The sequence below is a fragment of the Haloarcula sp. H-hyl6 genome, assembly GCF_056934455.1.
Genome location: NZ_JBRIIK010000001.1, coordinates 821,936 through 841,694, shown reverse-complemented (window position 1 = coordinate 841,694; position 19,759 = coordinate 821,936). Strand labels below are relative to the sequence as shown.

The 19,759-nt window shown below is 68.4% G+C and carries 23 protein-coding genes; 16 read left to right on the top strand and 7 right to left on the bottom strand.

Going from position 1 to position 19,759, the window contains the following annotated elements:
- The first annotated feature begins 53 nt into the window (after positions 1-53).
- Positions 54-821 carry a DUF7001 family protein gene (locus tag Hhyl6_RS04385; protein WP_483738005.1) on the top strand — a complete coding sequence of 256 codons (768 nt, stop codon included), beginning with the start codon at positions 54-56 and terminating at the stop codon, positions 819-821.
- Positions 822-927: 106 nt separating this feature from the next.
- On the opposite strand, the gene Hhyl6_RS04380 is transcribed toward Hhyl6_RS04385, so the two are convergent.
- From Hhyl6_RS04380 to dcd, 3 genes are all read right to left on the bottom strand, one after another.
- A complete protein-coding gene (locus Hhyl6_RS04380; RefSeq protein ID WP_483738004.1) occupies positions 928-1,596 on the bottom strand; it encodes a class I SAM-dependent methyltransferase in 669 nt (222 codons plus the stop codon).
- Positions 1,575-2,471 carry a thiamine-phosphate synthase family protein gene (locus Hhyl6_RS04375; protein ID WP_483739671.1) on the bottom strand — a complete coding sequence of 299 codons (897 nt, stop codon included), beginning with the start codon at positions 2,469-2,471 and terminating at the stop codon, positions 1,575-1,577. The genes Hhyl6_RS04380 and Hhyl6_RS04375 overlap by 22 nt, the downstream gene beginning before the upstream one ends.
- Before the next feature lie 63 nt (positions 2,472-2,534).
- Complete coding sequence (dcd, locus tag Hhyl6_RS04370; RefSeq protein ID WP_483738003.1) at positions 2,535-3,122, bottom strand: dCTP deaminase; 588 nt, start codon at positions 3,120-3,122, stop codon at positions 2,535-2,537.
- A 205-nt stretch (positions 3,123-3,327) separates the two neighbouring features.
- Between dcd and Hhyl6_RS04365 the strand changes: the two genes are divergently transcribed.
- Positions 3,328-4,074 carry a BGTF surface domain-containing protein gene (locus Hhyl6_RS04365; protein ID WP_483738002.1) on the top strand — a complete coding sequence of 249 codons (747 nt, stop codon included), beginning with the start codon at positions 3,328-3,330 and terminating at the stop codon, positions 4,072-4,074.
- 12 nt (positions 4,075-4,086) lie between these two features.
- On the opposite strand, the gene Hhyl6_RS04360 is transcribed toward Hhyl6_RS04365, so the two are convergent.
- The gene (locus tag Hhyl6_RS04360) at positions 4,087-4,803 is read right to left on the bottom strand and encodes a YIP1 family protein (protein ID WP_483738001.1); all 717 of its coding nucleotides are present in this window, start codon (positions 4,801-4,803) and stop codon (positions 4,087-4,089) included.
- A 99-nt stretch (positions 4,804-4,902) separates the two neighbouring features.
- Here Hhyl6_RS04360 and pth2 point away from each other — a divergent pair, with 99 nt between their 5' ends.
- The 3 genes from pth2 (at position 4,903) to psmB (ending at position 6,746) form a co-directional block, all read left to right on the top strand.
- Entirely contained in the window at positions 4,903-5,241 is a 339-nt protein-coding gene (gene pth2 / locus Hhyl6_RS04355; RefSeq protein ID WP_483738000.1) for a peptidyl-tRNA hydrolase Pth2, read from the top strand.
- 78 nt (positions 5,242-5,319) lie between these two features.
- Positions 5,320-6,054, top strand: a complete 735-nt coding sequence (psmA, locus tag Hhyl6_RS04350; RefSeq protein WP_483737999.1) for an archaeal proteasome endopeptidase complex subunit alpha — start codon at positions 5,320-5,322, stop codon at positions 6,052-6,054.
- Positions 6,054-6,746 (top strand): archaeal proteasome endopeptidase complex subunit beta, encoded by a 693-nt coding sequence (psmB, locus tag Hhyl6_RS04345; RefSeq protein WP_483737998.1) that lies wholly within the window; start codon positions 6,054-6,056, stop codon positions 6,744-6,746. Before psmA ends, psmB begins: the two co-directional genes overlap by 1 nt.
- 50 nt (positions 6,747-6,796) lie before the next feature.
- On the opposite strand, the gene Hhyl6_RS04340 is transcribed toward psmB, so the two are convergent.
- A complete protein-coding gene (locus Hhyl6_RS04340) occupies positions 6,797-6,973 on the bottom strand; it encodes a hypothetical protein (protein WP_483737997.1) in 177 nt (58 codons plus the stop codon).
- A gap of 157 nt (positions 6,974-7,130) precedes the next feature.
- Between Hhyl6_RS04340 and Hhyl6_RS04335 the strand changes: the two genes are divergently transcribed.
- From Hhyl6_RS04335 to Hhyl6_RS04320, 4 genes are all read left to right on the top strand, one after another.
- Complete coding sequence (locus tag Hhyl6_RS04335) at positions 7,131-8,477, top strand: MFS transporter (RefSeq protein WP_483737996.1); 1,347 nt, start codon at positions 7,131-7,133, stop codon at positions 8,475-8,477.
- 54 nt (positions 8,478-8,531) lie between these two features.
- Complete coding sequence (locus Hhyl6_RS04330) at positions 8,532-8,993, top strand: hypothetical protein (protein ID WP_483737995.1); 462 nt, start codon at positions 8,532-8,534, stop codon at positions 8,991-8,993.
- A gap of 212 nt (positions 8,994-9,205) precedes the next feature.
- On the top strand, positions 9,206-10,573 hold the full coding sequence (gene truD / locus Hhyl6_RS04325; RefSeq protein WP_483737994.1) for a tRNA pseudouridine(13) synthase TruD: 1,368 nt from the start codon (positions 9,206-9,208) through the stop codon (positions 10,571-10,573).
- A gap of 52 nt (positions 10,574-10,625) precedes the next feature.
- Complete coding sequence (locus Hhyl6_RS04320; protein ID WP_483737993.1) at positions 10,626-11,354, top strand: DUF2103 domain-containing protein; 729 nt, start codon at positions 10,626-10,628, stop codon at positions 11,352-11,354.
- 351 nt (positions 11,355-11,705) lie between these two features.
- On the opposite strand, the gene Hhyl6_RS04315 is transcribed toward Hhyl6_RS04320, so the two are convergent.
- Positions 11,706-11,930, bottom strand: coding sequence for a hypothetical protein (locus Hhyl6_RS04315; RefSeq protein ID WP_483737992.1), 225 nt, complete (start codon positions 11,928-11,930; stop codon positions 11,706-11,708).
- Positions 11,931-12,039: 109 nt separating this feature from the next.
- On the opposite strand from Hhyl6_RS04315, the gene Hhyl6_RS04310 reads away from it, so the two are divergent.
- From Hhyl6_RS04310 to Hhyl6_RS04280, 7 genes are all read left to right on the top strand, one after another.
- Complete coding sequence (locus Hhyl6_RS04310; protein ID WP_483739670.1) at positions 12,040-12,348, top strand: 50S ribosomal protein L37ae; 309 nt, start codon at positions 12,040-12,042, stop codon at positions 12,346-12,348.
- A 26-nt stretch (positions 12,349-12,374) separates the two neighbouring features.
- Entirely contained in the window at positions 12,375-12,509 is a 135-nt protein-coding gene (locus tag Hhyl6_RS04305; RefSeq protein WP_162316872.1) for a DNA-directed RNA polymerase subunit P, read from the top strand.
- Position 12,510: 1 nt separating this feature from the next.
- Positions 12,511-12,759 (top strand): KEOPS complex subunit Pcc1, encoded by a 249-nt coding sequence (locus Hhyl6_RS04300; protein ID WP_483737991.1) that lies wholly within the window; start codon positions 12,511-12,513, stop codon positions 12,757-12,759.
- 108 nt (positions 12,760-12,867) lie between these two features.
- Positions 12,868-16,362, top strand: a complete 3,495-nt coding sequence (locus Hhyl6_RS04295; RefSeq protein ID WP_483737990.1) for a PAS domain S-box protein — start codon at positions 12,868-12,870, stop codon at positions 16,360-16,362.
- Between the two features lie 166 nt (positions 16,363-16,528).
- A complete protein-coding gene (locus Hhyl6_RS04290) occupies positions 16,529-16,855 on the top strand; it encodes a DUF7344 domain-containing protein (RefSeq protein ID WP_483737989.1) in 327 nt (108 codons plus the stop codon).
- Between the two features lie 118 nt (positions 16,856-16,973).
- Positions 16,974-17,735 (top strand): aldo/keto reductase, encoded by a 762-nt coding sequence (locus Hhyl6_RS04285; RefSeq protein WP_483737988.1) that lies wholly within the window; start codon positions 16,974-16,976, stop codon positions 17,733-17,735.
- A 43-nt stretch (positions 17,736-17,778) separates the two neighbouring features.
- A complete protein-coding gene (locus tag Hhyl6_RS04280) occupies positions 17,779-18,327 on the top strand; it encodes a hypothetical protein (RefSeq protein WP_483737987.1) in 549 nt (182 codons plus the stop codon).
- Positions 18,328-18,347: 20 nt separating this feature from the next.
- Here the strand turns inward: Hhyl6_RS04280 and aspS are convergent, their stop codons facing one another.
- Positions 18,348-19,652: an aspartate--tRNA(Asn) ligase gene (aspS, locus tag Hhyl6_RS04275; protein ID WP_483737986.1), complete on the bottom strand. Its 1,305-nt coding sequence runs from the start codon at positions 19,650-19,652 to the stop codon at positions 18,348-18,350.
- Positions 19,653-19,759: the final 107 nt, after the last annotated feature.

Here is a 19,759-nt window from a genome sequence, read left to right as displayed (position 1 = left end):
AGAGTGAGAGGCCGCTCCACAACACGTATCACTGGAGAGTACCACCGACATATATGGTCGAGCAGGTCACGCTCTATCGCGCGCCGACGACGGCCGCCGACGCCGACGCCATGGCCGAGTGGCTGGACGAACGCGTCGAGGCGACGGTGACCGTCTCGGACCGCTTCCTCTCGCTGTACGCCGACGACTCGCTCCCCGAGGAACTGGCCGACGTGCGCGTGCTGGACCCGTACGACCGTGAGACGGGCAACACGATGCTCGGTATCGTCCGCTACGAGGAGCGCGCCATCGAGCACCCGGAACGGGCGGGCGGCGTCATCTACGACGGACTCGAACTCCAGCGGCTCTTGCACCGCCGGATACCCGAGGCCGAGCGGTCGCTCTCCCATCTGCACCTCGTCCTCTCGGACCGCGTGGTCGGGACGTGGGGCGACCACGACGGCCGGTGGCACAAGCGCGTGAACGTCCTCGGCCAACCGGCGCTCGTCTCCGTCCCGGGGCTGTACGAGGCCCCGGCGAAACCCGAACAGTACTACAAGGAACAGCAGAAACACGCGATGCTCTCGGGGGATGCCCCGCCGCGCGAGGTACTGGAGAACGAGGTCGAGGGCGAGTTTCTGGTGGCCGACGACCCGCGGACCACCGAGGCCCTGAAGGGGTACGTCCTGCAGGCGTACCACTACCTCGCGACCGGCGAGGCGTTCTGCGACGAGGAGCACTGTCGCCTGCACAACCCCCACCGGCAACCGGGCGTCGTCGCGGCGCAGTTACGGGACCCGGAGTTCTGTCCGGCCCACGCCGAGCGGTACCGACAGGCCTAGCCACTCCGGCAGTGGTCAGCCGTCCCACCCAGTTTACGTGTCGAGGACGCTACGGGTGGCTCGGAGACGGCTCGCTCGACGACGAGCGCTACAAGCCGGTCGCCAGTCACTCCACCTGTCCGGAGACGAGGCCGAGATAGCCACCGGCGAACGTCTCGTAGCGCCGGTCCACGGTCCGTTCGGTCAACCGGTCGCGGGCGGCGGCGACCCGTCGCTCGAACGCGTCGGCGTGCGACTGCCGCGAGAGCCGCGACCCGGGGGCGGAGAGCCGGACGAATCCCTCGAAGGCGACGTTCAGCGGCGCCGCGACCGGACTGTCGCTCCGCTGGAAGTTCAACAGCGCGACGCGGCCGCCCGGGTCGACGCAGTCACACCACGCGTCGACGGCCGCGGCGGGGTCCGCGAAGATGCCGGCGACGAACGTCGAAAGCACCGCGTCCACGCCGTCGACCGGGGGTCGCGCGGCGTCGCCGAGGACGTACTGGACGCCGTCGCCGGTCCGGTCGCGGTGGCCGCGTGCCCGTGCGAGCATCTCGCGGGTCAGGTCCACGCCGACGACGCGGCCCGCCGGCCCGACTCGCTGGCGGAGGACCGGCACGTTCGCGCCGGTGCCACACCCCATCTCGACGACCGTCTCGCCGGCCGAAAGTGCTAGTTCGTCGGCCGCGCGGGCGCGCCACGACTGGACGACCGGGAGCGCCGCGACCCGGTCGTACAGCGTGGCCCACCGCCCGTAGACGGCGCGAGCGTCGCTCACAGAAGGTCTCTTGCCCATCCGGCGACGGCCGTCGCGTCCTCGCCGAGCAGGTACACGACCGGTTCGACGCCCATCCCCCCGGTCTGGTAGATGACGTCGGCGTCGGGGGCGTCGGCGAGGGCCTCGGCGATTGCGGGTTCGAGCGCTTCCTCGGCGTCGAACTCGACGGTGGCGTGGCCGGCGTCTTCCAGCGCCGCGACGATGGTGTCGTCGTAGCGGACGTTCAGCGCGGCGCGGGCGTCGCTCCCGGCGGCCCGGGCGGCGAGCAACACCGTGGCGACGTGTTCGCTCACGCCGTACTCGGGTTCGGCGGGGATGGTCGCCCGCCCCTTCACGTCCAGAATCCGGCCAGGGACGGCGGCCACGTCCTCGATGCCGTCGGCGTCGGGGAGCGCCTGCACGAGGTTCGACCCGACGGCCGGGATGAGCGTGGCGAAGCCGCTGGTGTTCTCGAGCACCCGGAGTCCCTGCCGGACCGTCGAGAGGGTCCGCTCGGCCGCCCGGAGCTTCGAGTCCGGGTCGTGGACGCTGAACTCGCCGCCGTACTCCGCCAGTTCCGGCACCGCCTCCTCGTGGAGGGACGCGAGCAGGCCGCCCTGTTCGAGTTCGCGGACGAACACCTCGGCTTCGACGAGCGCCTGTACCGGACTCACGTCGCCGTCGGCCAGTCCCTCGGCCAGTCGCTCGACGAGTTCGTTCAAGCCTCGGTGGTCGAGGAGCGCCTCGTTTCGCTCGACGTCGCCGTGGACGTACTTCGAGACGGCGCTCTGACTGATGCCAAGTAGCTCCGCCACCTCGGACTGGGTCAGACCGCGCTCGCGGAGCGCCTCGGCCAGCATCGACCGGAAGGTGGGCAGAAACTCGTCGACGACGATTTCCTCGACGAAGTGCATCTTACTGGTCGCCTCCGAACTCCACTTCGTTTCTCGCCGACGTGCGAGCGACACACGCGTCGCTCATTGGTCGCCTCCGAACTCGCGGTCCCCCTGTATCTTGCTCGCTTGCGGCCCGCTCTGGTCCTGATACTTCGAGCCGCGCTCGGACCCGTAGGGGCGCTCGGCGGGCGTCTTCAGTTCGGTGAAGGTGAGTTGCGAGATGCGCATGCCGGGCGTGAGCGCGACGGGTGCGGTGCCGAGGTTCGACAGTTCGAGCGTAATCTGGCCCTTGTAGCCGGGGTCACAGAGGCCGGCGGTGGCGTGGACGACGATGGCGAGGCGGCCGAGCGAGGACCGCCCCTCGACGTGGGCGATGAGGTCGTCGGGAATCTCGACGCGTTCGTGGGTCGTCCCCAAGACGAAGTCGCCGGGGTGGAGGATGTACTCGCCGTCGGCGTCGACTTCGGTCTCCTCGACGTAGTCCGCGACCTCCCCCTCCGCGTTCGGGTGGATACAGGGGATGTTGGCGTGCTGGAACTCGAGGAACTCGCGGCCGAGTCGGAGGTCGACGCTCGCCGGTTGAATCTGGATGTCGGGGTCGTCGAGCGGTTCGACCACGAGGTCACCCTCTCTGAGGCGACGCTCGATGTCGGCGTCGGAGAGTATCATTACCCGACGTAGCGGGGCCGGATACCTAAAGCGTCCCGTCTCGGCGCCGCCGGCGGCCGTACCGTTCAACGCTGAATTTTAGCATCCGTCGGGGGTATTTGAGTGTCTCCCTTAGCGTCGAGTGCATGCCAGCTAGCCGCCCACCTGCCCTCCAAGACAGGTTGCACAGTCCGACTGACCGACCGACCGCCCGAGGGGTGAGTCCATGAACACCCGACGAACCGCCGTCGTCAGCGTCGTGGCCGTCGGCGCTCTCCTCCTCGCCGGCGGTCTGTTCGCGCTCCCGGCGCTGTCCGACCAGCCTACCGCTCCCGCGGACGGCGAGACGCCGCCGGCGGTGAACGGGACCGTCGTCTACCCGGTGAACGACTCGCTCGTCCTCGAGACCCGGGCGAACGAGACTGTCGCGGGCGCGACCGACCTCGAAACGGGGGAGAACGTGACCGTCCGAATCCAGAGCGACGGGACGGCGTCGCCGTTCCTCTATCAGCGGGAGGCGACGGTCGGTTCGAACGGGACGTTCTCGGTGCCGGTCGACCTCTCTTCGGTGCCGGAGAACGCCTCGGCGACCGTCTCCGTCCGCTACGACGACGAGGAACTCACCAACCGCACCGCGCGGGTCGTCCACGTCCCGGGCGCGTCGGACGATGGGGCCGGCGCGGACTCGGACACTCCGTTCGACTACGAGGGCGAGACGCTGACGGTCCAGAACGCCGCGGACCAGACGATTCGCGGGACGACTGACCTCGACCCGGGGACGACCGTCACCGTCCGCGCGCGAAGCACCGACTCCGACGCACCCTTCCTGCGCCAGCGGACGGCGACGGTGCAGGACGACGGGTCCGTCACGGTGGCCATGAACTTCAGTTCGGTCCCCGAGGGCTCGTCGTTCGAGGTCACGCTCCTGCACGACGACGAGCGTCTCGGCGAGGCCGACGCACGGGTCGAGTGAGACAGACCGCACTCAGGAGAGTATCACCGGGGCCGTCGCCACCAGTACGGCCACGACGAGGGCCGCACGCCGACTGAGTTCGTGGGCGACGCGCAGGCCGCCGGCCCAGACGAGCGCTTGCCAGACGGCCCCCGCGATTTGAATCAGCAGGAAGGCGAGCCCCGAGACGCCCGACTGGAGCGTTCTGACCCGCGGGAGGACCGTCTCCGGCGTCGCCCCCGAGAGGTCCAAACCCGCGGCGAAAAAGACCAGCACGGCGCCGGCGACGACGGTGACGGCCACCGTCGGCACCAGTCCCCACGCGGTGACTTCGAGGGTCTCGCCGAAGCGTCCGGTCCCGCCGCCCAGCCACGCGCCGACGTGGAGGACCACGGCGAGACCGACCCAGAGGATGAGGAAGCCGACGAACAGCCACGGGAGCGTCCCGCGTATCTCCCGCCAGAGGAGCGAACTGATTTCGACGGTCGTCGTCGGGGACGCGTCACAGCCAGTGGGTGTCATCCCGGTGCCGCCGTCGCAGAACACGTCCCCGGGGTAGGCGGGGTTGTCTACGGTCGTCGTCCCGGTGAACTGCTGACTGAACAGCCAGAGCGTGACGGCGATGACGACCGTCGTGACGAGGCCGAGTACGGCGGCCAGACCCGCGCCGTGAACGCCGCTGAGGCGGCCGTCGCGCCGTTCGAAGAACGCGCCTGGACGGAGGAGAAACGTCGTGACTGTGGCGGACACTCTCCGGGAGTGCACACCGACGGGGTAAGTGCCCTGTGGTACGTGCAACCAGTCGGGTACTCCGACGGGAGTTTAAGTCCGGGTCGCTACGTGTGGGGTATGAAGCAGGCCATCGTCGCCCGGGCCGACGTCGGGATGGGCGAGGGAAAACTCGCCGCGCAGGTCGCCCACGCCTCGCTGTCGGCCTACGAGGACGCCGGTCGGAAGGCCCGCAAAGCCTGGAAAGGCGAGGGCCAGAAGAAGGTGGTCCTGAAGGCGACGAGCGAGTCCGAACTGTTCGAACTCGCCGACGTCGCCGAGCGCGAGGGCCTGCCGCATGCCGTCGTCAGGGACGCCGGCCACACCCAACTCGACCCCGGGACGGTCACCGCCCTCGCGGTGGGGCCGGCCGAGGACGAACTGGTGGACCGCGTCACTGGCGACCTCTCGCTGTACTGAGGACAGCGGGGACGACATCGCCGATGTCGTTATATACAAGAAACCCTAACCTCAGGTGAATACCAGAGAGCACCCACAATGCAAGGAAACGAACAGCAGGCGTACGACCGCGGGATAACCATCTTCTCGCCGGACGGGCGCCTCTATCAGGTCGAGTACGCTCGTGAGGCAGTCAAGCGAGGGACCGCGAGCGTCGGCGTCCGAACCGCCGACGGCGTCGTCCTCGCGGCCGACCGACGCGCTCGCTCGCCGCTCATCGAACGCGACAGCATCGAGAAGATTCACGAAATCGACGACCACGTCGGCGTCGCGAGCGCCGGCCACGTCGCCGACGCCCGTCAACTCATCGACGTCGCCCGCCGGCAGGCACAGGTCAACCGCCTGCGCTACGACGAACCGGCCAGCGTCGAGTCGCTGACGAAGGAGGTCACCGACTACATCCAGCAGTACACCCAGACCGGCGGCGCTCGCCCGTTCGGGGTCGCACTGCTGGTCGGCGGCATCGAGGACGGCGAACCGCGCCTGTTCGAGACGGACCCCTCGGGGACGCCCTACGAGTGGCAGGCCGTGGCCATCGGCGGCAACCGCGAGGACCTCCAGTCCTTCCTCGAAGACGAGTACGCCGAGGAGACGGACCTCGAAGGCGGCGTCGAACTGGCGCTTCGGGCCCTCGCCTCGGTCAACGACGACGGCCTCGACGCGACGGGCGTCGACATCGCCACCATCGACGTCGAGACGGAGCAGTTCAGCAAACTCGAGGAGGACGACATCGCGGGTCGCATCGAGGAGTTCGAACTCGGAGGTGAGAACTGATGTACGACCCCGACGACCGACTGACCGACGCCTACGAACCCGAAGTCGGCACGCTCCCCAACGACGACAGCGGCCGCGACGAGGAGACGGTCACCAAGACGGGGACGACCACCGTCGGTATCAGCACCGACGACGGCGTCGTCATCGCGACGGACCGGCGCGCCTCGCTGGGCGGCCGGTTCGTCTCGAACAAGAACGTCCAGAAGGTCGAGCAGATTCACCCGACGGCGGCCCTGACGCTGGTCGGCAGCGTCGGCGGCGCGCAGTCGTTCATCCGCTCGCTTCGCTCGGAGGCGAACCTCTACGAGGTGCGCCGCGACGAACCCCTCTCGATTCACGCGCTGGCGACGCTCGCGGGTAACTTCGCCCGTGGCGGCCCGTTCTTCGCTATCAACCCCATCCTCGGCGGCGTCGACGCTGAGGGCAGCCACGTCTACAGCATCGACCCCGCCGGTGGCGTCTTAGAGGACGACTACACCGTCACCGGGTCCGGGACGATGGTCGCGACGGGGACCATCGAGGGCGAGTACGACCCCGAGATGAGCCTCGAAGACGCCCGTGCGCTGGCCATCCGCGCCGTGGAGGCGGCCGCAGAGCGCGACACCGGGTCGGGCAACGGCGTCGTCCTCGCGGAGGTTACGAGCGACGGCGTCGACATCGACCGCTTCGACGACTACGAGTCGGCGGCCTGAGCGGCCGTCGGCGGTTTCTTCGCTCTGTTTCTCCGTCGCACGAGCGGCGCTTAGCGCGGTACGTCGACCCAGCCGCATATCCACGCCTCGTCGGCGTCGGGGAGGTACGCGACGGTGCGGCCGCTGAACTCCGTTATCTCGACGTCACTGTCGCGCCACTGTTCGACGCGGTCGGCCATGTCGTCGCGTCTGCGGTCGGGCGTGTGTTCGGGTTCGGGTTCGGTCACGGTCCTTGCTCGGGTGGACCTCGGCCGCCCACCGTCCTCGTTATGGAGATGCTAACCACCGTCCGACGGCGCGGTTCCAGAGCAGTATCTAGCGGTACGTAGTCCCTGAAACCGACGGAAAGCAGGTATAAGTGCCGGCCGCCTCTTGCTTCGGTCGATGGCTACGGACCACGCCGAGGACGACGTCGACTTCCTCGACGCGTTCCGGCAGTTCTTCGCGCTGGAGCGGGACGTACTGGTGCTCTCGCTGTCGATGCTGGCGTTCTCGCTGGCCTTCCAGATGACCAGCCGGTACGTCCCCGAGTACATGCGCGTGCTGGGTGCGAGCGCGAGCGTCATCGGCCTGTACGGGAGCGTCGGGAACCTCATCAGCGCCGTCTACCCCTACCCCGGCGGGGCCGTCTCGGACCGCCTCGGTTCCCGGTTCGCGCTGACGGCCTTCGCCGTCCTCGCCACCGTCGGCTTCGGCGTCTGGTACCTCGCCGCCGTCGTCGGCACCGTCGCCGTCGGGCCGCTGACCGTCCCGGCGTGGGCGTTCGTCTTCGTCGGCCTCTTTCTGGCGCAGGCGTGGAAGTCCTTCGGCCTCGGCGCGACGTTCGCCATCGTCAAGCAGAGCGTCCCGCCCGAGCGACTGGCGATGGGATTCGCCAGCACGGAAGTGTTCCGCCGCCTCGGGTTCCTCGTCGGACCACTCCTCGCCGCCGGCCTCCTGGCAGTCTCGGCGACGTTCGTCGGGGGGTTCCAACTCGTCTTGCTCGTCGCCGTCGCCTGCGGCGCGGTGGCGACGGTGGCCCAGCACGCCCTCTACGACGCCAGCGAGGACACCTTGGGCAAGTCCTTCGAGGGGTTCCAGCAAGTCCTCGACGACCTGCGCGGGATGCCGAGGACGCTCCGACCACTGCTCGTCGCGGACACGCTCGTCCGGTTCGCCAACGGCATGGTGTACGTCTTCTTCGTCATCGTCGTCACGGACTTCCTCTCGGTGGGGTTCACCGGGTTCGGGTTCTCCCTGCGACCCGACGCCTTCTTCGGCGTCCTGCTGGGCGTGGAGATGGTCGTCGCCATCCTCTCGATGGCACCCGTCTCGAAACTCGCCGAGTACGCCGGCCTGAAACCCGCCGTCGCGCTCGGCTTCTCGGTGTACGCGCTCTTTCCGCTGGCGCTCATCTACGCGCCCGCGGACCAGTGGATACTGCTCGTGCTCTTCGCGTACTCCGGCCTGCGCTTCGCCGGCCTGCCCGCCCACAAGGCGCTCATCGTCGGCCCGGCCCAGCGAGACGCCGGCGGCCGCGTCACCGGGAGTTACTACCTCGTCCGAAACACGCTCGTCATCCCGAGCGCCGCGCTCGGCGGGTGGCTCTACGGGAGTTCGCGGGCCGTCGACGTGGCGTGGGTGACGGTGCGTGCCGGCCCGGAACTGGCCTTCGGCCTGGCCACGGCCGTCGGCGTCCTCGGCGTCGCGTACTTCCTCGTCTTCGGCGAGGAGTTCGAGGCGTACGCGTGACGGACTGACCGGCAGGTTGAGGGACTGGGCGGTCGATACGTACGGTGTCGACGCATGGAACGGAACAGACAGTTGGCCGTGTTCGCCGTCGCCGTGGGCGCTCTCGGCGCGGTGCTCGCGTTCGCTATCGAGGCCGATCTCGGCCTCGCCGACGGCATCTGGTATCCCATCGTGTACGCGTGTGTTCCCGCCGTCGCGGCCACGGCGGCCTTCGCCCGCGAACGACCGGGCGGGAGCCCGGTTCTCGTGGCGACGGTCGGTGGCTGGCTACTCGTCACGTCAGTGTTGGCGCTCGCCGGGTTCGTCGTCCTCACGCTCGGCTTCCCGCCGGCGACGGTTCGACCACCGGTCGTCGCGCTCGGGTTCGTCCTCGTCCTCTATCTGGGCTTCCTGTTGGTCCCCGTCGCCGCGGCGATGGCGGCCGGCCGAACGCGGGGTATCCGGGCGGTCGGGGCACTCGCTTTGGCCCCGGTTGGCCAACTGCTCGTCGGTGCCGTACTCATCTTGCTTCGGTGAGACAGAGACCGGCGGCCCCGCTAAACCCGCGCTCGACTGTTCGTAGTGCCCGGTCACCTCGACAGTCCCGTTTTCACGAACCAGCGACTCTACTCTTCGGCGCTACCAGCGTCTCTCCGACTGCCACCCGTCACGTGTCCATCTCCTCACACAACCGCGACTCACAAACGACGAACGCCAACGCTAAACCCGGCCGGCCGAACAGTCGACCAATGCGCGAGGCCCACCCGATTGAGCAGGTCGTCGGCATGGAGTACTACGTCAGCGACGCCGACGGCGTGGGCGGCCGTCTCAGAGTCTCGCCCGAGGACTTCCGCGTCACCGAGCTGGAGGCGTTCGACACGTCGCCCGTCGACGCCGACACGGGGGCCTACCCGCACCTCGTCCTCCGCGTCGAGTTGCACGACTGGGACACGAACGACTTCGCCAGCGCGCTCTCGGACAAACTGGGCATCTCTCGTGAACGCGTCTCGTGGGCCGGAACGAAGGACAAGCGGGCGGTCACCCGACAACTGTTCTCGGTGAAGGGCATCGCTCCCGACGACGTGCCAAGGGTGGACGGGGCGGACGTCGAGGTGGTCGGCCGGGCCGGCCGGCCCGTGCTGTTCGGTGACCTCGCGGGCAACGCCTTCGAAATCGTGGTGCGGGACAGCGAGAACCCCGAGAACGCCGCGAGCGTACTGGCAGATTTGCGGGCCTTTGCAGGCACTGAGCGGGAGGACCTTGACGCCGACTCGCTCCCGTCCGCCGAGTCGACCGTCGGCGTCCCGAACTACTTCGGCCAACAGCGGTTCGGGTCGCGGCGTCCGGTCACCCACGAGGTCGGACTGGCCATCGTCCGCGAGGAGTGGGAGGCGGCGGTCCTGGCCTACGTGGGCAACCCGCACGAACGGGAACCCGAGGACACGCAGGCCGCCCGCGCCTACGTCGACGAGACCCACGACTGGGCGGGCGCGCTAGACCGCCTCCCGCGGGCGCTGGGGTACGAGCGGTCGATGTGTCACGCGCTCGTCGAGAACGGTGCCGACTCGCCAGCGGACTTCCGCGAGGCGGTCGAGACGCTCCCGACGAACCTCCAGACGCTGTTCGTCAACGCCGCCCAGTCGTACGTGTTCAACCGCATCCTCTCTGCGCGACTGGAACGTGGCCTGCCGTTCGACCGGCCCGTCGAGGGCGACGTGGTCTGCTTCGCGGTCAGCGATGCGCCGGAGGGACTCCGATTGCCCGACGCCGACCGCACTCAGCGCGTGACCGAGAAGCGCCTGCGAACCGTCGAGCGCCACTGCGAACGGGGCCGCGCGTTCGTCACCGCACCGCTCGTCGGCACCGAGACGGAACTGGCGGACGGCGAACCCGGCGAGATAGAGCGCGAGGTGCTGGCCGACGTGGGCCTCGAACCCGGGGACTTCGACCTACCGGGGGAATTCGACAGCGACGGGACGCGGCGGGCCGTGATGGTCCGGACGGACCTCGGCGTCGACCGCACCGGCGACGACCTGACGTTCTCGTTCTCGCTGCCGAAGGGAAGCTACGCGACGGTCCTCTTACGCGAGTTCCGAAAGGGCGACCCCGACGCGTAGGCGGCGGTCCGAACCGTCTGGCTTATCCGGCCGAGCGCCCCTACGTCCAGACATGGACTGCCGGCAGTGTGCGACGCCGCTCGACCGACCGGGCGACTACTGTCTGGTCTGTCACACTGCCAACACGGAGGCGGTCGTCATCGAACTCGGCCGGGACCGAGCGACCGTCTCCTGTATCGCCGACGAGTCGGTCGTCGGCCAGCGGACGGTGACGACGACGCCGGAGGGCGACGGCAGCGACGAGAAGGCCGTCGTCGAACTGCGGAACTTCGCGGGCCTCGTCGCCGACGAGGTGCGGCGCAAGCGCCCCGAGGAGGTGTACGTCACCGGCGACCGGGACGTCATCGCCGCGGTGCGGGGCCAGTTACATCACGAGTTCTTCCGCGTGAAGGGCGAGGACCCCGTCCAGCGGGTGCTGGACCGGCAGGGCGAACCGGCGCTGGAAGTCGTCGACGCCGCGCCGGCCGAGAAGTTGGGCGGAAGCCACTCGACGCTCATCGGCGGCCGGACGGGCCAGCGGGTCATCCAAACCGTCGCGGGCCACCCCCACGTCAAGAAGGTCATCCCCGGTCCAATCGACGCCGGCGGGTCGGGGTCCCGAACGGGCGTCCGGGCGAAGGCGACCCGCGCGGACACCAACGGCAACGTCCGAGTGCTCATCCGCGACGGGTCCAGCGTGCAGGAGACCCGCGTCGTCACGACGGCCGGTGACCGGGAACTGGGCGAACACGTCCGCGCCGACCTGAACGAGGCGCTTCGGGACGCCGAGTTACAGGACTGAGGCCGGCGAGGGTCACGACCATCGCCGTCCCGTTGACCGTTCCCCAGACGAACATCGGGTCGGAGAAACGGACGGCGTCGGGGCCGTGCAACACCGTGACGCCGGCGAACAGGCTCACGAGGACGACCCACAGCGCCGTCGCGGCGAGGGCGGCCCGCGGCGGGTCGAGCCACGAGAGCGCCTGCGTGCCGCCTCAGCCGAGCGCCCCCGCGGCGGTCCCGGCCAGCAGGAACTCGGAGTCGGAGAGGCGGCCGCTGGTGGCGGGTGCGACGGCGGTGAGGTGCGCCTGGAGCGTCTCGGTCGGTGCCATCGCTGGCCGTTCGGTCTCGACGGTAATGGGTGTGGCTGCCCCTACGCTAGCTCCGCGGCCAGCAGGAGGACGCTCGGTGCAGCCAGTAACACGATGCCCACGAGCATGAGCAACGCCGGGAGCACGAGCAGTCCCATCTCGGTGAACAGCCACAGTCCCAGCCCCGAGAGCAGTACGATTAGCCCCACGAGGCGCAGTAGCCATGTGACGACACCCTCGAGTTCGGAGTCGGCGACGACTTCGAGTACTTCGAGTGCTTCGTCCATAGCGTCCGTGCCATTCGAGATGCGGCGGGTTAATGGCTGTGGCCGGCGGTCGACGGTGGTGTGTGCTCTCGGCCCCGAGTCGGCGGCCTGCGTTCGTCTCGAAGGGCTTATGTGGCCGCTGGGCCGACCACAGAGTACTATGGCCAACAAGAGAGGACGAACCGGGAGCGCCGGCCGATTCGGCGCCCGCTACGGTCGCGTCGCTCGCCGCCGCGTCGCCGAAATCGAGTCGGACATGAACGACGACCACACCTGCCCGAACTGCGGGGAGGACCGTGTCGACCGGCAGGGCACCGGCATCTGGCAGTGCAGCTACTGTGACTACACGTACACCGGCGGGAGCTACAAGCCCGAGACCCCCGGTGGCAAGACGGTCCGCCGCTCGATTCGCGCCGCACTGGCCGAAGACGAGGAGTAAAGGGCCTCGACGCCTTCCCATCTGGTATGAGCTACAAGTGTTCACGCTGTAAGCGCGACGTAACACTCGACGAGTACGGTGGCGTCCGCTGTCCGTACTGCGGCCACCGCGTCCTGCTCAAGGAGCGGTCGCCGGACGTCAAAGAAATCGACGTCAACTGACGTGGCGACCCCCCACCGAACCGTTTTCACGCTCGACTACGCCGACGCGGAGCGGGCACGCCGCGTCGAGCGGAGCATCCGCCCGGAACTCGGCGCTATCGACGGCGACCGGACGCGGGCGACGCTCACCCGGGACGGTGCGACGCTGGAACTCACCGTCCTCGCCGACGACCTCGTCGCCCTCCGGGCCGGGTGTAACACGTGGCTGACGCTGACGGGCGTCGCCGAGGCGGCCGGCGTCGACCAGTAGTCCGTTCGCGGAGAGAAAATTCTGCACCTCGATGCGCGTAAACTGACCGACAGTATATAGTTGACAGAGGTGGTGGGTACGCGTAGTATCGACGGACTGTACTAGCGTATGACAGAGAATCCGAAGCGACAGAGGGCGTCCGAGAGGCCGTCGTCGAGCGAGGCGACGTCGGACGCTGTCGCGGTATTGTACGCGGACGCCGACGCCCAGACGCGGGAGGCCACACGGGCCGCGATGGCCGAACAGCGGGCCAGCATCGACGTCTCGGCAGTCGATAGCACAGACGGGGCCCTCGACGTGGCCGAGGTGTCGCCACCGGACTGTCTCGTGGTGGACCCGGTCGGACTCGACGACGCCGAGCGACTCGTCGACCGGGCCGACTGTCCCGTGATACTCTACACGAGTCGGGACCCTGTCGACGTCGACGAGACGCTGCGCGACGCGTCCACCACCCTCGTCGAGAAAGGTGACGACCAGCGGGGCGGATTTCTCGCGGAGAAGGCCATCAGCGTCACCGACAGGGTAGCCGACCGACCGACGTCGGCGTTCCAGCAGGCGCTCGACGACGTCGAGGCCCGGGCCGACGAGGGGGTGCGAGTGCTCGTCGACGACGCGGGCGACCCGGTCTGGTCCCGGGGGTCGCTGGGGGGCGTCCCCGACCTCGGGGAGACGAACGTCTACGAGGCGCTCCGCTCGCTCGCCGCCGCTCCCGACGGCGAGTCGCCGGCCGACAGGCTACGGGCGGACCCGACCGACCCGGTGACGGTCCGCGTCGAGTCGGCGGACGGCGAGCGCTACCTCCGCTGGCAGGGGTACGACCTCCCGGATGCGGCCGGGTCGCTCCGAGTGCTCGAAGTCGAGGACGTCACCCGCCGGGCCGACCGAGCGGCCAGACTGTCCATGCTCGAACTGCTGACCGAACGGGCGGAAGACGGCCTGTACACTCTCGACGAACGGGGTGTCATCGACTTCTGTAACGACTCGTTCGCCGAGATGTTGGGGTACGACCCCGAGGAGTTGCGCGGCGAGCACGCGGCCGTCACACTCGTCCCGGGCGAACTGGAGGCCGGCCAGCAGACGATAGCGGACCTGCTCGCGGCCGACGAGGAGGAGACAACCGTGGGCCTCACCCTCCAGTGCAAGGACGGGGCGGAACGTGAGGTGTCCATCCACTACACGCTCCTCCGCGACGACGACGGCGCGTACCGTGGGTTGATGGGCGTCGTCCGGGACATCTCGGCGCGACGCGAGCGAGAGCGCGAACTCAGAGAGCGCAAGGCACTGTTCGACGGGCTCGTCGAGCACTTCCCGAACGGCGGCGTGTTCCTCTTCGACGAGGAGTTCCGGTACACGGCGGCGGGCGGCGAGGACCTCGCAGACCTCGGGTTCGAACCGTCAGACTTCGTCGGGAAGACGCCGGGAGAACTGTTCCCGCCGGAGAACGCGGAACTCCTCGAAGAGGCCTACGAAGCGGCCCTCGCCGGTCGAACGACCTCCTTCGTGGACGGGTTTCAGGGGCGGCACTACTACGTGCAGGTGATACCGATACGCGACGCCGACGGCGACGTCGTCTCGGGGATGGCCGTCTCGCAGAACGTCACCGACCGAATCGAGCGGGAACGCGAACTCGAACAGTCGAACGCGCTGCTGTCGACGCTGTTCGACGCCCTGCCGGTCGGCATCCTCGTCGGGGACAGCGACCGGGAAGTGTTGGCGGCCAACCAGCGGTTCGTGGACCTCTTCGACGTGCCGGAGTCACCCGAGGAGTTGGTCGGGGCGGACTGTTCCGTGGCGGCCGAGCGAGCGAGCGAGCAGTTCGCCGACCCGGAGGCGTTCCTCGACGAGGTCGAGCGGTCGATTACGGACCGGGAGCCGCGGCTCCGTGAGGACCTCCAACTGGCCGACGGACGGATGGTGCAGCGGAGTTACCTCCCGGTCGACCTGCCCGACGGGGAGGCGAACCTCTGGCTCTATCGAGACGTCACGGACGCGACCGAACAGAAGCGAGAGCTAGAGCGGACGACCGAGCGCCTCGAACTCGCGCTCGAAGGGGCCGAACTCGGCGTCTGGGACTGGAACGTGGCGGCCGGGGAGGTCACCTTCGACGAGCGGTGGGCCGAGATGGTCGGGTACTCGAAGTCCGACCTCGACCCGCAGGTCGAGACGTGGGAGGAACTGGTCCACCCCGACGACCTCGACCGGGCGTGGGCGGCCATCGAGGCGCACTTCGAGGGGAAGACGGACATCTATCAGTGCGACCACCGCATGCGGACGAGAGACGGCGACTACAAGTGGATACGTGACATCGGCCGCGTGTCTGAACGCGACGACGAGGGGGACCCGGTGCGAATGGTCGGCATCCATCAGGACATCACCGACCGGAAGGAACGCCAGCAGGAACTGGAGGCACAGCGCGACGAACTGGCGACGCTCGCACAGGTCCACGTTCTCATTCAGGACGTCATCCGGGTACTGGGGTCGGCGGCGACCCGCCACGAGATATCCGAGACCGTCTGTCACAGGCTGGTCGAATCCGACCTCTACGAACTCGCGTGGGTCGGTGAACGGGAGGGGCCGGACAACCGTCTCACCAAGGACGCCGTCGCCGGCGACGACGCGGGCTACCTCGACGTCGTTTCAGAACGCGCGTCGTCGGCCGAGCGAGACAGCGGCCCCGGAACGGCGGCCATACGGACCGGCGAGGTGCAGGTCGTCGAGGACTTCGCGGCCGACGACCGGATGGGGTCGTGGACAGAGGAGGCGCTGGCCCGGAACTACCGCTCCGCTATCGTCGTTCCGCTCCGCCACGACGACGCCATCCACGGGGCGCTCGTCGTCTACGCGAACCGGCCCGAGGCGTTCAGCGACCGGGCCGTCGAGGCCTTCACCGCGCTCGGAGAGATGGTCGGGTTCGCCTTCACCGCCGTCCAGAACCGGCGGTTGCTGGCACGCGACCGGGTCGTCGAGATGGAGTTCCGCTCGGAGGACGCCGAGTCGCCCCTCATCGGGACGGCCCGCGAACACGACTGTCGGTTCGAGACGGCTGGCTGTGTCGACATCGGGGAGGACGTTCTGCAGTACCTCTCGGTGGAGGGGGCGGTGCCGTCTGTCGTCCTCGACAGCCTCTTGGAGCGCCCGGAGATTCTCGACGGGCGGGTCATCCGCGCGGAGGGGGACGATGGGGTCCTCGAACTTCGACAGCACGAGAGCTACAAGTCGCTGCTCCTCGACGTCGGGGTCCGTCTCGTCGGTGCCGTCGCGGACGGGACCAGAATCAACGTGACCGTCGAGGCGCCGATGGACGCCGAACCGCGGACGATACAGGAGACGCTCTCGGCCACCGGGGGGACGTTCACGCTCGTCGCCAAACGGGAGCGCGAGCACCAACCGAAGCGAGTGGTCGACCACTCGCCGTTGGCAGAGCGCCTGACCGACCGACAACTGGAGGTGCTCCGCGCCGCGTACCTCGCGGGGTACTACGAGTGGCCCCGGGACACGACCGCCGAGCAACTCGCGGAGACCCTCGACATCTCCTCCCCGACCCTCCACCAGCACCTCCGTCGGGCCGAACGGAATCTGCTCGACGGCTTGTTGGACCTCTGAGGGGGGTGTTGCTGTCCTCTCGCGACGGACCTAGAAGACTAGGTGTTGCGTTGATACTCCGATACTACGATGGGACACACAATCGACCATGAGCAATCAGCCACGTGGGCCAGACAGTGAGGAGTGGCGGGGGATGACACCACAGAACCGAGGCCTCACGACGCCTATGGTCGACGGCGTATTCGAAGCGTTGTCGGATTGGCGGCGACGGGCCGCCTGCCAGTATCTCGTGGAGTGTGACGAGGACGGCGTCGCCGTCTCGACGCTGGCCGCCGCCGTCGCGGAACGGGGACAGGCAACTGGTCTACCGGCGGCCGAGACGCGGGTCGACGCCGTCGAAACCGCTCTCGTAGAGACGCACCTGCCGGCGCTCCACCGCATCGGCGTCCTCGACTTCGACGAACGGAGCGAGGCCGTCCGGTACTGGGGGTCGCCGACGCTGGAGAAGTGGGCCGACCACGCCGCGGCCGTCACCGAACGCACCGACTTCTGATACTGTCAGCCGTACTCCCGTGACAGAGTTCGCCACGCCGACGTGGTGAACTGCTCCCCGACGCTACGGCCGACAGTACGACCGACACGCCCTTCTTCCCGTCGACCGAGCGACGACTATGGACCTTCCAACAGTCGGTCTCGGGACGATGGGCATCGACGACGCGGCCACCGTCGAGGCCGCCATCGACGTCGGGTACCGCCACCTCGATACGGCACAGGTGTACGAGAACGAACGGGTCGTCGGGGACGCCGTCGCGGCGGCCGACGTCGACCGAGACGCTCTGACCGTGGCGACGAAACTGTGGATAGACCGTCTCGCCGAGGACGAGGTTCGGCCCGGGACGGAGGAAAGTCTCGACCGTCTCGGACTCGACAACGTGGACATCCTGTACGTCCACCGGCCGCGCGGGGACTACGACCCAGAGACGACCCTGCCGGCCGTCGACGCGGTGCGCGAGGCCGGTCTGACCGCCGCCGTCGGTCTCTCGAACTTCGAACCGGACCAACTCGACGTCGCGCGCGACCACCTCGACACCGTCGCTGCCCATCAGGTCGAGTTCCACCCGTACTTCTGGCACGAGTCGCTCCTCGAGGACGCCCAGCGACACGGCTACCCGCTGGTGGCGTACTCGCCGCTGGCCGGCGGCGCGGTGTTCGAGGACCCGACGATTCGAGCCATCGCCGAGAAACACGACGCGTCGCCCGCCGCCGTCAGTATCGCGTGGGCCACGTCCTACGACAACGTCGTCACCATCCCGAAGGCGTCCTCGCGGGCGCACCTCGAAGCGAACCTCGCGGCCGCCGACCTCGAACTGGACTCCGACGACGTAGCGCGCATCGAGGCCATCGAGCGCGAAGAAGAGTTGTTCCCGGAGTGAGCTGACCGACAACGCTTTTTGCGCCCCACGGGCTCCTGAACGTATGAGTGCCGAGGAGACGGTGACGTTCTCACCCGACTGGTACACGCTGGCGCTGAGAGTGTGGCCGGGGCCCGTGGCGTTCGTCGCGACGCTGGTCGCCGTCCCGAAGGCCACGCCCGGGACAGTCCACCCCCTCGCGTACCTCCCGGCGGCACTGTTCGCGCTGGTCTGTCTCCTCCACGTCTGGTACTACCGCGGCCGGTACGCTGACCTCGGCGCGACGATGTCCGTCTCGGGCGAGAGCGTGGCGGTGACCCGTCCGCTGGCCCGCGACGAGACGGCCAGACTCCGGGACGTGACGGGCGTCGAGGTACTGGGGTCGCTGAAGCCCAGCGACCTCTATCCGACCGACAACCCGGAACCGCTCGGCGACGAGCGCGTGGGTCACGTGGAAGTCAGGCACGAACACGGCGACCCGATTCGGGTCCACCACGTCCCGAACTACCTGCACGCAGACGGCGTCGTCCGGAAGCGGGCCGCCGCGGCCGGCGGGTCGGCCGAGCCACCGACGACGGACGACGACGGCGTTCCGACGTGGTTACGGGACTGAAAAAGGACGTTCGCCGACGGTCAGGGAGACAACCGCTGCCGGTCTCGCGGGAAGAGGACGGCTTCGCGGATGTTGTCGAGGCCGAGCATCGTCATGACGAGGCGCTCGCCACCGAGGCCCCACCCGGCGTGGGGCGGCATGCCGTACTTGAACATCTTCGTGTAGTACTCGAACGCCTCGGGGTCGAGACCCTGCTGTTCGAACCCGGCGACGAGTTGGTCGTAGCGGTGTTCACGCTGGCCGCCCGAGACCAGTTCCATCGACGGGTGCATCATGTCGAACCCGGTCGACACCTCGTCGTCGTCGTCGTGGTCCTTGATGTAGAACGGCTTGATGTCGCTGGGCCAGTCCGTGATGAAGTAGTGCTCGCCGACCTCCTGTCCGAGGACGTGTTCGGCCTCCGTAGAGAGGTCGTCGCCCCAGACCAGCGGTTCGTCGAGTTCGCCGGTGGCGTTGATTCTGTCGATGGCCTCCTGATAGCTGAGACGCGGGAACTCGCCCTCGGGCGCCTCGAACTCTTCTTCGAGGCCGAGGGCTTCGAGTTCCTCGGCGCAGTTCTCGGCGACGCCCTCGTAGGCGGCCTTGACGACGTGCTCGCAGGCGTCCATCGCCTCGGTGTGGTCGTAGAACGCCGACTCGAAGTCGATGGAGGTCGCCTCGTTGAGGTGTCGGGGCGTGTTGTGTTCCTCGGCACGGAAGATGGGGCCGATTTCGAAGACGCGTTCGAGGCCGGAGCCGACCATCAGTTGCTTGAACAACTGGGGGCTCTGGTTCATGAACGCCTCGCGGCCGAAGTACGTGATGGGGAACAGTTCCGTGCCGCCCTCGGTCCCCGTGGCGACGATTTTCGGCGTGTTGATTTCCGTGCAGTTCAGCGAGCGGAAGGCCTCGCGCACCGAGCGCAGGACCTCGGCGCGAATCTCGAAGATAGCCTTGACCTCCTCCTTGCGGAGGTCCAGCGTCCGGTTGTCCAGTCGAGTCGGGAGTTCGGCGTCGACCTTGCCGGAGGGGTCCAGCGGCAGTTCCGGGTCGGCCTCCGCGATGACGTCGACGCTCTGGGGCGTGACTTCGACGCCGGTGGGCGCGCGCGGTTCCTCCTCGACGGCGCCGGTCACCGAGATGACCGACTCGCGGTGGACGTTCAGTCCCGTCTCCACGAGGTCCTCGTCCATCTCGTCCTTCTCGAACTTGACCTGAATCTTTCCGGTCGTGTCTCGGAGGATGAGGAACGCGATGCCACCGAGGTCCCGAATCTCGTGAACCCAGCCAGCGACGGTGACTTCGTCACCGGGCTCGGCGTCCGCGGTGTAGGTGCGGTCTTCCATGGGGATGCGTTCTGGTGGCCGGGACTTAAGGAAAGTCATTCGTAGCGAGGGAGGCGAGGGGCACGACCGGCGGGAGTGGCCCTCGAAAAGCGAGCGGGGAGGAACGA